At 37.2% G+C, this 13,927-nt stretch carries 12 protein-coding genes and 1 tRNA gene; 6 read left to right on the top strand and 7 right to left on the bottom strand.

Annotated elements, in window-relative coordinates:
* Positions 1-55: 55 nt before the first annotated feature.
* Both egtD and HZR84_04625 read right to left on the bottom strand, forming a co-directional pair.
* On the bottom strand, positions 56-1,018 hold the full coding sequence (gene egtD / locus HZR84_04630) for an L-histidine N(alpha)-methyltransferase (protein ID QNL23190.1): 963 nt from the start codon (positions 1,016-1,018) through the stop codon (positions 56-58).
* A 6-nt stretch (positions 1,019-1,024) separates the two neighbouring features.
* Positions 1,025-2,275, bottom strand: a complete 1,251-nt coding sequence (locus tag HZR84_04625; GenBank protein ID QNL21249.1) for an ergothioneine biosynthesis protein EgtB — start codon at positions 2,273-2,275, stop codon at positions 1,025-1,027.
* Between the two features lie 103 nt (positions 2,276-2,378).
* On the opposite strand from HZR84_04625, the gene HZR84_04620 reads away from it, so the two are divergent.
* Both HZR84_04620 and HZR84_04615 read left to right on the top strand, forming a co-directional pair.
* Complete coding sequence (locus HZR84_04620) at positions 2,379-3,530, top strand: BamA/TamA family outer membrane protein (protein ID QNL21248.1); 1,152 nt, start codon at positions 2,379-2,381, stop codon at positions 3,528-3,530.
* A 95-nt stretch (positions 3,531-3,625) separates the two neighbouring features.
* On the top strand, positions 3,626-4,369 hold the full coding sequence (locus tag HZR84_04615; GenBank protein QNL21247.1) for a YebC/PmpR family DNA-binding transcriptional regulator: 744 nt from the start codon (positions 3,626-3,628) through the stop codon (positions 4,367-4,369).
* 93 nt (positions 4,370-4,462) lie between these two features.
* On the opposite strand, the gene gap is transcribed toward HZR84_04615, so the two are convergent.
* Entirely contained in the window at positions 4,463-5,455 is a 993-nt protein-coding gene (gene gap / locus HZR84_04610) for a type I glyceraldehyde-3-phosphate dehydrogenase (GenBank protein ID QNL21246.1), read from the bottom strand.
* Positions 5,456-5,615: 160 nt separating this feature from the next.
* Here gap and HZR84_04605 point away from each other — a divergent pair.
* The 4 genes from HZR84_04605 (at position 5,616) to HZR84_04590 (ending at position 10,499) form a co-directional block, all read left to right on the top strand.
* Positions 5,616-5,687: transfer RNA gene (locus HZR84_04605), tRNA-Glu, on the top strand.
* A gap of 490 nt (positions 5,688-6,177) precedes the next feature.
* Positions 6,178-7,980 (top strand): hypothetical protein, encoded by a 1,803-nt coding sequence (locus tag HZR84_04600; GenBank protein ID QNL21245.1) that lies wholly within the window; start codon positions 6,178-6,180, stop codon positions 7,978-7,980.
* Between the two features lie 4 nt (positions 7,981-7,984).
* A complete protein-coding gene (locus tag HZR84_04595) occupies positions 7,985-9,967 on the top strand; it encodes a DUF3857 domain-containing protein (GenBank protein ID QNL21244.1) in 1,983 nt (660 codons plus the stop codon).
* 28 nt (positions 9,968-9,995) lie between these two features.
* Entirely contained in the window at positions 9,996-10,499 is a 504-nt protein-coding gene (locus HZR84_04590) for a phosphoribosyltransferase (GenBank protein ID QNL21243.1), read from the top strand.
* Here the strand turns inward: HZR84_04590 and dnaJ are convergent, their stop codons facing one another.
* The 4 genes from dnaJ to HZR84_04570 all read right to left on the bottom strand — a co-directional run bounded on the left by dnaJ (position 10,500) and on the right by HZR84_04570 (position 13,854).
* Positions 10,500-11,624 carry a molecular chaperone DnaJ gene (dnaJ, locus tag HZR84_04585; protein QNL21242.1) on the bottom strand — a complete coding sequence of 375 codons (1,125 nt, stop codon included), beginning with the start codon at positions 11,622-11,624 and terminating at the stop codon, positions 10,500-10,502. It lies immediately after the preceding gene.
* Between the two features lie 10 nt (positions 11,625-11,634).
* Positions 11,635-12,219: a nucleotide exchange factor GrpE gene (locus HZR84_04580; GenBank protein ID QNL21241.1), complete on the bottom strand. Its 585-nt coding sequence runs from the start codon at positions 12,217-12,219 to the stop codon at positions 11,635-11,637.
* Between the two features lie 72 nt (positions 12,220-12,291).
* Complete coding sequence (gene obgE, locus HZR84_04575; protein QNL21240.1) at positions 12,292-13,281, bottom strand: GTPase ObgE; 990 nt, start codon at positions 13,279-13,281, stop codon at positions 12,292-12,294.
* 3 nt (positions 13,282-13,284) lie between these two features.
* A complete protein-coding gene (locus tag HZR84_04570) occupies positions 13,285-13,854 on the bottom strand; it encodes an adenylate kinase (GenBank protein ID QNL21239.1) in 570 nt (189 codons plus the stop codon).
* Positions 13,855-13,927: the final 73 nt, after the last annotated feature.

Here is a 13,927-nt window from a genome sequence, read left to right as displayed (position 1 = left end):
ACTTAGATCAGGAATAGGAAATTTATGAAGACTTCCGTCTTCCATCCTCCATTTCCTATTTCTCCCAAATAGCATCCGTGTAATAATGCTTGCAATCGAATAAAAACTCTTTGTGTTTGAATCCCGAAGCATTGGCCAAATGTTCAATGTCTTCCTTACTATATTTTTGAGATATTTCTGTGTGTATGAATTCCCAGGCTTTAAAAGAATAGGTTCTGTCGGTTGCTCCTATAAACACCTCCTGATCTTTTTTACTCACAATATAGCTTCTGGCCTGTTTTTCAACGGGATCATAGGTCGGGTAATGCAAGAAATTTTCTCTTTGAAAATTTGCATCCAGTTCTTCGTTTATTCTATCTAATAAATTCAAATTAAATTCTCTGGTGGCACCCTGGGAATCGTTATAGGCTCTTCGAATGATATTTGGATCTTTGACCAAATCAAATCCTATCATCAGAAGATCTCCTTTATTGAGGTTTTTGGCTATTAGTCGTAAAAATTCAACATCCTTACCCTTTCTAAAATTGCCAATATTAGATCCTAGAAATAAGACAACTTTTCGATTTTTATCATTTATCTGCAAGTCATGCAGTTTCTCAAAATAATCACCCACTATTCCTTTAATTCGAATGTTTGGAATATCTTTCTTTACGTGTTTTTCTAAATATGCAATAACATGTTTTGAAATATCTATTGGCATATAAGTAAAATCAAGATCTTTCTTTACAAAGTTTTGAAGAAGCACCTTTGTTTTCGTCCCATCCCCGGCACCGAGTTCAATGAGCTCAAAGGTTTTATTCTGATCTGAGAAAATACCGGCAATTTTTTCACTTTGGGAATTAAAAATCTCGAATTCGGATCTGGTCAGATAATATTCCGGACTCGCCATTATAGCCTGAAATAATTTATCTCCCTTTTCATTGTAAAAATATTTGGAGGGCAGTCTTTTTGGATGATCAGATAAGCCGGAATGAACTTCCTGAGCAAATTGGGTTGATTTTTCCTTAGAATTAGCGATAAGCGTTTAAATATCTTTTGCAAGTCGGATTCCTGAGAATTGCCATTGCAAATTGGGTTGAAAGAAATTTCTGTAAGTTGGACGAATGTGGCTTTTAGAAGTTGCGCAGGAACCGCCTCTTAAAACCATTTGATTGATCATAAATTTACCATTGTATTCTCCAAGCGCCCCTTTGGCTTGTTTATAACCCGGATAGGCCAAATATGCACTGTTACACCATTCCCAGCAATCTCCGTAAAACTGATTATTCCCATCGGCCATCGGCTTGAATTCATTGCTTTCAACAAAATTTCCCTTATCTATATCCCCGTAATCCATGCAGGCTATTTCCCATTCGGCTTCATTTGGCAATCTTTGTCCTTTCCAGCGGGCAAATGCATCCGCTTCATAAAAGCTAACATGAGTCATGGGTGCGTACCAATCGATTTCCTGTTTGCCATACAATGTAAAATACAACCACTCACCACCTTCCTGAAACCAATATAGCGGTGCTGTTATATTATTGTTTTGAATCCAATCCCAGCCATCAGAAAGCCATAATTCAGGATTTTTATAAGCACCTTCAAGAATAAATTCCATGAACTCGGCATTATTGACAAGACGGTCAGCAATACTAAAGGCTTGAAGAAATACCTTGTGTTTGTTTCTTTCATTATCGAAGGCAAATTCATCTCCATTAAAACCAATTTCATATACTCCCTCATCAAATCTGTAATAGGAGATGGGTCTTGATTTTAAATTGGATTTTTGATAAGCCTCCTTGTAAGCCGGGTAAAGTGGGGCCTGATTTAATATATATTTTATATCACAAACAAGAAGCTCCTGATGCTGCTGTTCATGATTGAGTCCGACTTCAATAAAATGAACCAGCTCTTCATTCTCGATTCCCGCATCAATCAGTTTTACCATGTGATTATCCACATGGCTACGATAATTAAGGATTTCTTCAACACTTGGTCGGGTCATGGTGCCACGGGAAGGTCGAATCATTCTATCTCCGGCCGTATTGTAATAGCTGTTAAATAGAAAATTAAAATCCTTGTGAAATATTTTATAATCCGCTGAATATTCTGAAAGTATAAATTTTTCAAAAAACCAGGTGCTATGTGCCAAATGCCATTTTGGCGGGGAAACATCAACCACCGGCTGAGCAACATAATCCTCAGTTCTTAATGGCTTGCACAAGTCTTTGGTAAAATTTCTGATCTCCAGATATCTTTTGGAAGTAATCTGATATTTGTTCGAAGTAAGTTCCAATTGTTCTATTTAAACATAAAATAACTTTGAAAGATTGGCCAAAGCAAAATTTTTAATTCAATTAATTGATCAAATCAGTATAAAATGGCTTATTCATTTAATTTTGAATGAAATTGCACAATTTATATTGAGAAAATTCTGTTTTATAGCATTTGCCATCAGTTTGATATTTATAACTCAAAGCAAAGCGCAATCGCTTCCTGATGTAATCAATGATGCAGATTCAATACCCCATCCCAAAAATTTCATAAAGACATTGTTCAGCAAGGGTTTTATTGTAACCCCTGTTATTTTTTATACACCCGAAACCGAGTTTGGGGGTGGCTTGGTAAGTTTTTATTCATTTCGTTTGAGTCGCGATTCAGTTCAAAGGCCTTCCAGCATTCGCGCTGCCCTGGTGATGACAACAAGAGGTCAGTTCGTGTTTGATGTACCGTTTATGATTTCACTTGTTAAAAATAAATACGTACTCGACGGAAAAGTCAACCTGAGAGAGTTTCCCTATGATTATTACGGGATTGGGAATAATATCAATCTTGACTCCCTTGAAAGCTATACTTACACTACGGTCAATCTCGAATTGGATGTGTTAAGAAGATTAGGGAAAGGAATATTTCTAGGGCCAAGATTCAACTATGAAGATTACCAGGTCCCAAAGATCGAAGAAAATGGTTTGCTTCAAAATTCGGAGGTGCTCGGCAAAAATGGTGGAGTGATATTCGGTGTTGGCGCTTCTTTTTTAATTGACCGCAGAGAGAATATCTTTTTTCCTGAGAAAGGCTATTATTTTCAATTCAATTCAATTTACTACGATCCGGCTTTTGGAGGTGATTTTGAATTTTACGATCTGGAAATTGACGCCAGAAAATATTTTAGATTAAAGGAAGATATGGTCATTGCCACACAGGCCTATACGAGAAATGTATTTCAGGAAGCACCTTTTTTAAGATTGGCGCAGCTGGGTGGAAAGAGAATCATGCGCGGTTATTATGAAGGGGCCTACCAATCCAATCGCTATATCGCGATTCAATCCGAGTTTAGGTGGATTTTCTATAAGGGTTTTGGCATGGCTGCCTTTGCCGGTATAGGAGCTGTATCTGAAAGCATAAGAGATATCAATGAAGATCCGCGTTTTTCATACGGCGGAGGCCTTCGCTATAGATTTAATAAAAAAGAGAAAATATCAGTGCGATTTGACTACGGTTTTGGTAAAAACACCAACAATTTTTATTTCACAATAGGGGAGGCTTTTTAATTTAAAAACATTGAATAACTCTTGATATTCAACATAGAAGTATTTAATTCTAATTCTGAATTAATCATAAATTTGTGACTTAATCCAAATATTTTATGTCAGGACATAGTAAATGGGCAACGATAAAACGAGCCAAAGGTGCTAAGGACGCCAAAAGAGGGAAAATATTTACAAAACTTATAAAAGAAATACACGTGGCCACCAGAACAGGTGGTGATGATCCGGATGCCAATCCAAGATTGCGTTTGGCCGTTCAAAATGCCAAGGCCGCAAACATGCCCAAAGACAATATTGAAAGGGCAATTAAAAAAGCCTCAGGAGTGGATTCTGAGGATTATATTGAAACTACCTATGAAGGATATGCGCCAAACGGGGTAGCCGTAATGGTGGAATGCACAACGGATAACAATAACAGAACTGTACAAAATGTGCGATCCATATTTAATAAGTATGGCGGAAATCTCGGAACCAATGGTTCGGTAGATTATCTATTTGAAAGAAAAGGTGTATTCACTTTAAATCTTCCTGAAAATTTTGATGAAGATGAATTGACCCTGGAATTAATCGACGCCGGTGCTGAAGATGTTGATTTTAATGAAAACATGGCCATAGTCACTTGTGCCATGGAAGATTTTGGACAAATGCAGAAAAGTCTGGACGGATTAAATGTTGAAATTGAAAATGGAGAGCTTCAACGTATTCCAAGCACAACTGTGGAATTGAGCGATGAGGAAGTGAGTTCGGTCATCAAATTAATCGATGCCATGGAAGATGACGACGATGTCCAAAAGGTTTATCATAACCTTGAGATTTCAGAAGGCCAGGAGGGTCTGGTGTAAAAAAAAGCGGATAGTATAAACTACCCGCTTCTATTGAAATTCAATAAGATTTAAGGACTCATTCCTTACTCCGTATTGTTGACTGGTTACTGTTTATCCTACTTTCTCAATCAAGTCAGCAGTTCTTGCGGAATATCCCGCTTCGTTATCGTACCAGCCGACCACTTTGACCATTTTACCTTGTACTGCAGTTAATTGAGAATCAAAAATACAGGAATGAGGATTGCCGATAATATCTACCGAGACTATTGGATCTTCAGTGTATTCGATGATTCCTTTCATGGCTCCATTGGCTGCAGACTTTAATACGGCATTAACTTCTTCTGCAGTTGTTTCCTTGCTCACCATACAGGTAAGGTCGGTTAATGAACCATCAGGCGTTGGAACACGCAAAGCAATCCCGTCGAGTTTTCCTTTGAGATGAGGCAGAACTAAACCTACGGCTTTTGCGGCACCGGTTGAGGTTGGGATAATTGAAAGTGCAGCAGCTCTTGCACGTCTTAAATCTTTGTGCGGAGCATCCTGAATTCTCTGATCCGCTGTATAGGCGTGGATGGTACTGATAAATCCCTGCTCCATTCCAAAAGCATCATCGATAGCCTTGGCCATTGGTGCAAGACAGTTGGTTGTACATGAAGCATTCGACATAATGGTTTCAGAACCTGTCAAAGTAGAATCATTTACACCTAAAACAACCGTTGGTATGTTCCCTTTTGCCGGGGCAGAAATAACTACTTTTTTGGCGCCAGCCTTAATATGGCTTCCGGCTCCTGCTTCATCCACAAAGCGACCGGTAGATTCAAGAACCACATCAATATTATATTCTTTCCATGGCAATTGAGCAGGATCCTTTTCAGAAAGAATCTTAATTTGTTTTCCATTGACTTCAATGCCTTCGGCCCATGTTTTAACTGTCCCGTTAAATCTGCCGTGCACTGAATCGTATTTTAAAAGATGCGCCAAAGTTGCGTGATCGGTAAGGTCATTGATAGCGACAATTTCCGTTTTTCCACTTTCAAGTAAATTCTTAAATGTCAGTCTTCCTATTCGGCCAAATCCGTTGATGGCCACTCTAATTTTGCTCATGGTATTTGGTGTTTATTTCTAAGCCGCAAATGTACAATGTTCGATATCATAATACAATTGCAGAAAAAAATTGACAAGGATTACAATTCAAAAAATAAAATTGACGATTTTTTTTGTCTAAACGAAGTCTAAATTTATATTTGCAGTCCCAAAAACAAACGCTCCGTTCGTCTAGGGGTTAGGACGCCAGGTTTTCATCCTGGTAACAGGGGTTCGATTCCCCTACGGAGTACTTGTCCCGAACCGTTTTTGCGTTAAGCAAGAACGGTTTTTTTACTTAATCATACCTTAATATTTTTTTTCTGATCCCCTTTGATTTTAGCAAAATCTGGTTCCTGGACGGTCAGGTGCGAGATTCGAGATATGAGATTCGAGTTTCGCAATTTTTTATGAATTTTGAAAGAGAAATAATACTATACCTTCTTAACCCATTACTCGAATCTAGACAGCAGCTGACACTCATAACTGTTTTAATTCCATTTTCATTTTCACACAATTTTCTCAATCATCATTCCTGATCCATTCCTGAAAAAAATCCCGTGATTACTGATAATTTTATTTTTTGAAATTCAATGCGATACAATTAATCCTTGTTTTTTTAGCAGATCCATTTTTTTAATTTAAATAAGTATTTATCATATTACAGTGAAAATTTTCTAATCTATTTTAACCAGGTATTGAAGCTTTTACTTTTTCTGTTTAATTCACTATTTATTAACCTCATGACTCAGGCAGAACCACCGGCAGAGGTTATTTTCTACAATACAAGCATCGAGATTTCAAATTCAGGAAAAACGGTTTTAAACGAAATTCAAATTCAAATCAACAATGAATCCGGCCTTGATTATTCACAATTGGCTTTTAGCTATAAATCTGATGATAAACTTAAAATCAAATCAGCTCAAATTCTGGACATGCAGGGAAATGTTATGAAAGAATTAAAAAAATCAGATTATAAAAAAAGCTCTGATTATAATTCCGGCTCATTTTATGAAGACTCGGAAATGATAAAATTCGATCTTCACTATAACAGTTTCCCCTATCAGATCAAATACGTATACGAGAGGCAAACGAAGGAATATTACACTGTTTCAAATTGGTATCCCTACATTGACGATGAAATTGTACATCAAAATTATCAGTTAAAGTTAAGTCTGCCATTCGACTATAAAGTTAATATTAAAGTCCAGGGCAATTTTGATACATTAATAGAGAATGGCTCCGGTCAGATTTTTTACACCTGGAAATCAATCGAACCCCTTTCATACAAAGACGAAAAATATGCACCGGATTTTTATGATTATGCAGCGCATATAAGCATAATTCCGGAAGAGTTTGTTTATGATGTCAGCGGCTCTCAACGAACCTGGAAGGAATTTGGAGATTGGATATATGATTTGAATAAAAACCTTGATGAGCTTACATTTTCTGACAGTTATCAGGTCAAACTTTTAACAGATACTATCGACAATACCATTGATAAAATTCGGGTGCTGTATCATTACCTTCAGGACAATACCCGCTATATTAATATTCCGCTTGGAACAGGGGGCATGAAGCCATATCCGGCCAAATATGTTTGTGAAAATAAATACGGTGATTGCAAAGCACTTAGTATATATATGCAAGCGCTTTTAAAAGAAGCAGGTATCAAATCATATACTGTTGATATTATTGCCGGTGACCCTCATGAAGAATTGGATACCAGTATGCCCGGGCAATTTTTTAATCATGTTATTCTTTGTGTACCGGTAAATGGAGATACAATTTGGCTGGAAAACACAAGCCAAATCAACCCTTTTAATTATTTAGGTCCATTTACTCAAGGACGTTGGGCCTTATTAATTGACTCCGGAAATAGTCATTTGGTTAGGACCCCTTCTATGGATACCTCCGATGTACTTTGCAGTTCCACTTTACAATTTAAACTTCGAAATAATAAAGAAGCCAAAGTAGACCTGACTTATAATGTCAGAGGGGCAGTTTTTGGTTATTATAATTATGCCCATTCAAATATTTCAGAAGAGGATAATAAAAAACGAATATTGAGAGTCTTAAAATTTGATAAAGCGGAGATTGAAAAATTTTCAATTAACAAATACAATAGAGATGCCAGGTCAATAAAAATAGAAGCAGAGATAAATCAGAAGGATGCCTTTAAGAATTTTGCCAATAAAACGGTCATTTACCCTGAAAGTATTGGGTTCCCAAAAATGGAAAGTCCTGAAGAACGAGAACATCATCTGGAAATAGAATATCCAATTTTCAAAATTGACACATTCATTTATGATATTTCAAGTTTGAATTACACGGATATTAAGTTACCGGAAGACAAGTTTATCAAATCCGAATTCGGCAGGTATAAGTGTAATACCAAGCAATCGGGGAGTGAAATAGTACATATCAAATTACTTCAGATAAACAGAGGGAAATACCCAAAAATAAAATACTCTGATTTTTATTCATGGATTGAAAGTTCCAAAGATTTCGACAAGGATTTTAAAATTATATTAACCAATAATTAATACCATGCGACTCCTGTTTCTATCATTTCTTTTTTTATTTATAACTGCTAACATTAGTGCCCAACATTCACGTGTTTGGGGTCAAATCAACAAAGAAGATTGGGATCTTGAAGTATTTGAAGATGACTCTGATGCAGAAGCGATTGTCCTTTATGATGTTGCCCATTCAAAGTTTATCGACATAACAGAAGAGAAAGGAAGTTTCACGGTATATGGTTACAATATTGAATTTACCAGAAAGAAGAGAATAAAAATTCTGAAGCAATCCGGTATTGAAAGAGCTAACTTAAGTATTGGAGTATATGAGGCTAAGGGGGAAGGCGAGAAATTTCGATATCTAACAGCCCATGTTTACAATAGGGATGAAAAAGGTTCAATTCAAAAAACAGAACTCAATCAGGAATCAATTTACAAAGAGAAAATCAATGATAATTTCAGTCGCTATAAAGCGGCATGTCCGGATGTAAAAGTTGGAAGTATCGTTGAATATACTTACACACTTGAATCTCCTTATAAGTTTAATTTGTACGACTGGGAGTTTCAAACAGATATTCCGACATTATACAGTCAGTATCGAATTGACATGATTCCTTTTTATGAATACAATTTTATCGCCCAGGGTTTGGATAAATTTGACTATCACACCAGTTATCAGGCCGATACAAAAAGAAGCAGCAAGTATTACGGTGTAGATTTTTATGATGTGATAAATGTATATGGAATGTCAAATATCCCCGCTTTTAAAGAGGAATCATTTATTACAACTAAAGACGATTATCTCATGAAAATGGATTTTCAACTTTCAAAGTATCAGGCTTCTAAAACTACGAAAAAGGAAGTAATGAGTACCTGGCCAAAGTTGTGCAATGATTTAATTCAAAGTGAAAGATATGGCTCATACCTTAAGGATGCGCGATCAATAGCAAAAAAAATACTTGCAAAAGATATTGGTGAGCTCAGCTCTGATAAAAAAGAAAAAGCCCGTCAGATAATTGAATATGTAAAAATGAACTATACCTGGAATGGAAATTATTCCTATTCTTCAACCCAGAAGGCTAAGAACTTTTATAAAATTAGAAAGGGTTCTTCTGCCGATATCAATCTATTTACCGTCTCCTTATTGCGCGAGGCAGGCCTAAAATCTCGTCCGGTAATTTTAAGTACCAGAGGACATGGGAAAATAAAATTCAATTATCCATACATGAGTTTTTTTAATCATGTTATCGTATTTGTCATGGAAGAGGAGTTTAAGTATCTGGCTGATGCCAGTGAAAAACTCATAAGTTACAATCGAATTCCTGTCAATTGTATGAATTCAAGAGGATTGGTGGTTTCTGCAAATTCCGATGACTGGGTTGATCTGGAAATAAATGCGAACAGTCAGAATAAGATTGTTTTAAATTTAACTATCAACCCTGATAGTCTTAAATGTTCTGGAAATGTCACAATACAGGCTTTGGAGTATGCTGCTTTTTACAAAAGAGATAATTACAAAGATGATACGGATGAATTGAAAGATTTTTTAAAGAAGAATGGCTTTGAATCGGATAAAATAAAGAGTATAAATTTCGACAAATTGGAAATGCCATATGTCGTCGCAGCACAAGGTAATTCTGAAATTGAAAGTATTGAAGATGATTTGATTATAAAGCCCTTTTTGGATTTTCCTTATTTGGAAAACCCATTAAAACTAAAGACCAGAGATTATCCGATTGATTTTGCCTTGACAAGGGAAGATCAATTGGAATCTACAATTATAATTCCGGATAATTATAAACCCTATGAATTACCCCAAGCAGTAAGTATTGATAATAATTTGGTCAAGATTAATTTGGATTATAAGCAAGAAGGGTCACAGTTGATTGTTAATGGATTATATGCTTTCAAAAAAAGTATATATGAACCAAATGAATATTCCACGATTAAAGAATATTTTCAAACTATTGTAGATGAATTCAATAAGGAAATCGTTTTGGTTAAAAAATAGATTTCTAAATTAGCAGAAACCTGTCCCTATGTCTGAAAAATTTATTCTCAACAATGATCAGATCAATCAGAAAATCAAGCGAATGGCTTATGAAATCTATGAGGATAATTACAATGCCATACAAATCACAATTGTGGGAATAGAAGGGCAGGGCCTGGCTTTTGCCAAAGCGCTTCACAAGGAATTGGAAAAAATATTTCCTATAAATTATACTTTGATTCCGGCTGCAATTGATAAAAAGAATCCTTCGGCGTATAAACCCGGGTTGGAGAAATACAAAAAAAACATAGAAAAGAATGCTTTAGTCATAGTGGATGATGTCTTAAACTCCGGCAGAACCATCATGCATACCATACAGCCATTTTTAAGTTATAAACCCTCCAGTGTTCAGGTTGCAGTTTTGATCAACAGAGATCATAAAAGCTTTCCGGTGCAGGTAGACTTTACAGGTCTCAGCCTGGCCACAACCATTCAGGATCATGTGTCTGTCAACCTCAATAAAAAAGGCGCCTATAGCGCCTCATTAAAATAATTATTGGAAAAAGTCCTTCATCTTATGGAAGAAGCCTTTTTCATCCCTGCCGGGGGCAGGTTGGAAATTGGGAGAATGCTTTAAAGTATTCAACATCTCTTTTTCTTCCGGACTGAGGTCCTTTGGTGTCCATACATTCACATGGATCAATTGATCGCCCTGGCCATATCCGTTTATATCCGGAATCCCCTTTCCTCTCAATCGCAGTATTTTACCCGATTGGGTTCCCGCCTGTACATTCACTTTTACTTTTCCGTCAATTGTAGGTACTTCAACGGAGGTTCCCAATGCGGCATCAGGGAAATTCAAGTATAAATCGTAAATGACATTTGTACCATCTCGTTTTAAGTTTTTATCTTCTTCTTCTTCAATTAAGATCAAAAGATCACCGGGAATACCTCCACCGGGAGGTTCATTGCCTTTACCGCTCATGGAAAGTTGCATACCATCCACTACACCGGCCGGTATTTTAATTGAAACCACCTCTTCGGCACTTTTTAAACCCGAAGCGTCTACTCCATTGGGTCGTTTGTCAATTATCTTTCCCGAACCCTGACAGCTAGGACAGGTGCTCGCTGAAACCATTTGCCCCAACATGGTATTTACCACTTTTTTTACCTGGCCGCTTCCATTACAACTCGGACAGTTTTTAAAAGAAACGCCATCGGCTACAAGCATTCGCTTGACTTTCAGTTTCTTTTCAACCCCATGAGCAATCTCCTTGAGATTTAGTTTTAATTTAATTCTGAGATTACTTCCTTTTCTGCGTCTTCCGCCACCGGATCTTCCACCTCCAAAAAAGCTGTCAAATGGGCTTCCACCACCTCCGAAAATATCTCCGAATTGAGAAAAGATGTCCTCCATGCTCATGCCTCCGCCGCTGAATCCACCGCCTCCGGCGCCCATTCCGGCATGTCCGAATTGATCGTAACGAGATCTCTTTTCGTCGTTGCTCAATATTTCATAAGCCTCGGCAGCTTCTTTAAATTTTGCCTCTGCTTCTTCATTTCCGGGGTTTTTATCAGGGTGATATTTAATGGCTATTTTTCTATAAGCCTTTTTAATTTCATCCTTTGTGGCTTTCCGGTCTACACCTAATATCTCGTAAAAATCTCTTTTTGCCATTGCTTGTTCTTTATTGGCCAATTACCACTTTGGCGTATCGTATCACTTTATCATTGAGCGTATATCCTTCCTCTATCACATCGACGATCTTGCCTTTTTTCTTTTTTTCTTCGACAGGTATCTGAGTAATGGCCTCGTGCTTTTCTGTATCCAAAACCTCTCCTTTGGATTTCATTTTTTTGACACCCTTGCTCTCAAGCGTTTTTAAAAATTTATTATATATAAGATCGACTCCTTCTTTTATGGCTTTAAGATCTTTGGCTTCCTTAAAAGATTGTTCCGCCCGTTCAAAATCATCGACTATCGGAAGAATATCAACGAGTAACCTTTCATTTGCATTGCTGATCACTTCGTATTTTTCTTTATTGGTGCGTCTTCGGAAATTTTCAAATTCCGAGTAAAGCCTCAAATATTTGTCTTTATACTCATCGAGTTCTTTCTGAAGCTTTTCTTCCTTTGGGATGTCTTCTTTTTCGATTTCCTCCTCGTGAACGGCAAAATCCTCCTCATTGGTATTGTCTTCAAATAGCTCGTGTTTTTCCTTTTGAATGACCTCTTCGTGTTCTAACTCTTTCTTTTTTTTATTCTTCGCCATATTTGTTAAAAAATCTAATGATCTTGAGGGTGCAATATTTTTGCCAATCCCTAATCTGTGCCACTTTGACAGTCAATTGATAATATTCCACAATTCATCTTTTAATTTTTGAATATTGAATTGTGTTACGGATGATATAAAAATAACCGGAATATCCGCTTTTATTTCGGCCTCTAATTCTTCCATTAATTCCTGATCCAATAAATCGGATTTTGTAATAGCCAAAAGTCTCTTTTTGTCCAGAAGATCCGGATTGTATTGTTTGAGCTCATCTAATAGAACCTTATAATCTTCATTGACATCCATGCTATCTGCAGGAATCATAAACAGAAGAACAGAATTTCTTTCGATATGTCTTAAAAACCGTGTTCCCAGACCTTTTCCTTCTGCGGCACCTTCAATAATCCCAGGTATATCCGCCACTACAAAAGACTTATAATCACGGTATTCAACGACCCCTACATTTGGTGTAATGGTCGTAAAGGCATAATTGGCAATTTTTGGCTTGGCGGCAGAAATTACCGATAAGAGTGTTGATTTTCCGGCATTGGGAAATCCGACCAATCCTACATCGGCCAATAGTTTTAGTTCAAGAACAAACCATTCTTCCTGTCCGGATTGCCCCGGTTGTGAATAAAGCGGCGCCTGATTGGTAGAACTTTTGAAATTGGTATTTCCAAGACCGCCCATTCCGCCTTCTACAAGTATTTGCTCTTGGCCCTCTTCAGTTATTTCAAATAATACTTTTTCTGATTCGGCATGTTTTGCAACCGTTCCAAGCGGTACTTCGAGAATAATATCTTCACCTTGCTTTCCTGTTCTGTTTCCTCCTTCGCCATGGCCGCCATTACCTGCAATGACATGTTTGCGGTATTTCAAATGGAGTAGAGTCCACATTTGGGTATTCCCTCTCAGAATAATATGTCCACCACGGCCGCCATCGCCTCCATCAGGCCCTCCTTTAGGGACAAACTTTTCTTTTCTGAAGTGAGTTGAACCGGCTCCCCCCTGACCTGAACGGCCACAGATTTTTACATAATCTATAAAGTTGGGAGAAGACAATGCTTATTCCTTGTCTAACAGCGAAACAATATTGCCAAAAATCTCATCAATATCCCCAACACCATTTACAGAGTGCAGTCTGCCTTTTTTATCGTAATAGGGGAGAACATGTATGGTTTTATTGAAGTATTCGTTGATCCTTCTTTGAAGTTTATCTTCACCGTCATCGCTGCGATTTTCAAGGGTTCTCCTTTTGGCTATTCTTTTGCGAACCTCTTCTTCACTGACGTCGAGTGCTATGACTTTATTTATTTTTGACCCCTGTTCATCCATAAAGGCATCCAGGGCTTCTGCCTGAGGAACCGTTCTTGGAAAACCATCGAATAAAAAGCCGGCGGCTTCCGGATGTTTATCGACTTCTTCTTTAAGCATGGCTATGGTGATTTCATCAGGTACCAATTGCCCGCTATTCATTATTTCTTTAACCTTTTTACCTAATTCAGTATCGTTTTTGGTGTGCCAGCGAAACAGGTCTCCGGTCGAAATATGAACCATGCCATACTTTTCGATGAGTTTCTCACTTTGTGTTCCTTTTCCTGCTCCCGGTGGGCCAAAAATTATGATGTTCATCATCAGAAATTTGATTTAAAGTCGGCAAAATTACAAACAATAATGTGATTTGAGGATTTTATTTAATGGAATTGAC

It is taken from the genome of Hyphobacterium sp. CCMP332, assembly GCA_014323545.1.
In the GTDB taxonomy this organism is placed as follows: domain Bacteria; phylum Bacteroidota; class Bacteroidia; order Cytophagales; family CCMP332; genus CCMP332.
The sequence above is the reverse complement of the archived record's forward strand: the minus strand, read 5'-3'. Positions and strand labels throughout refer to the sequence as shown.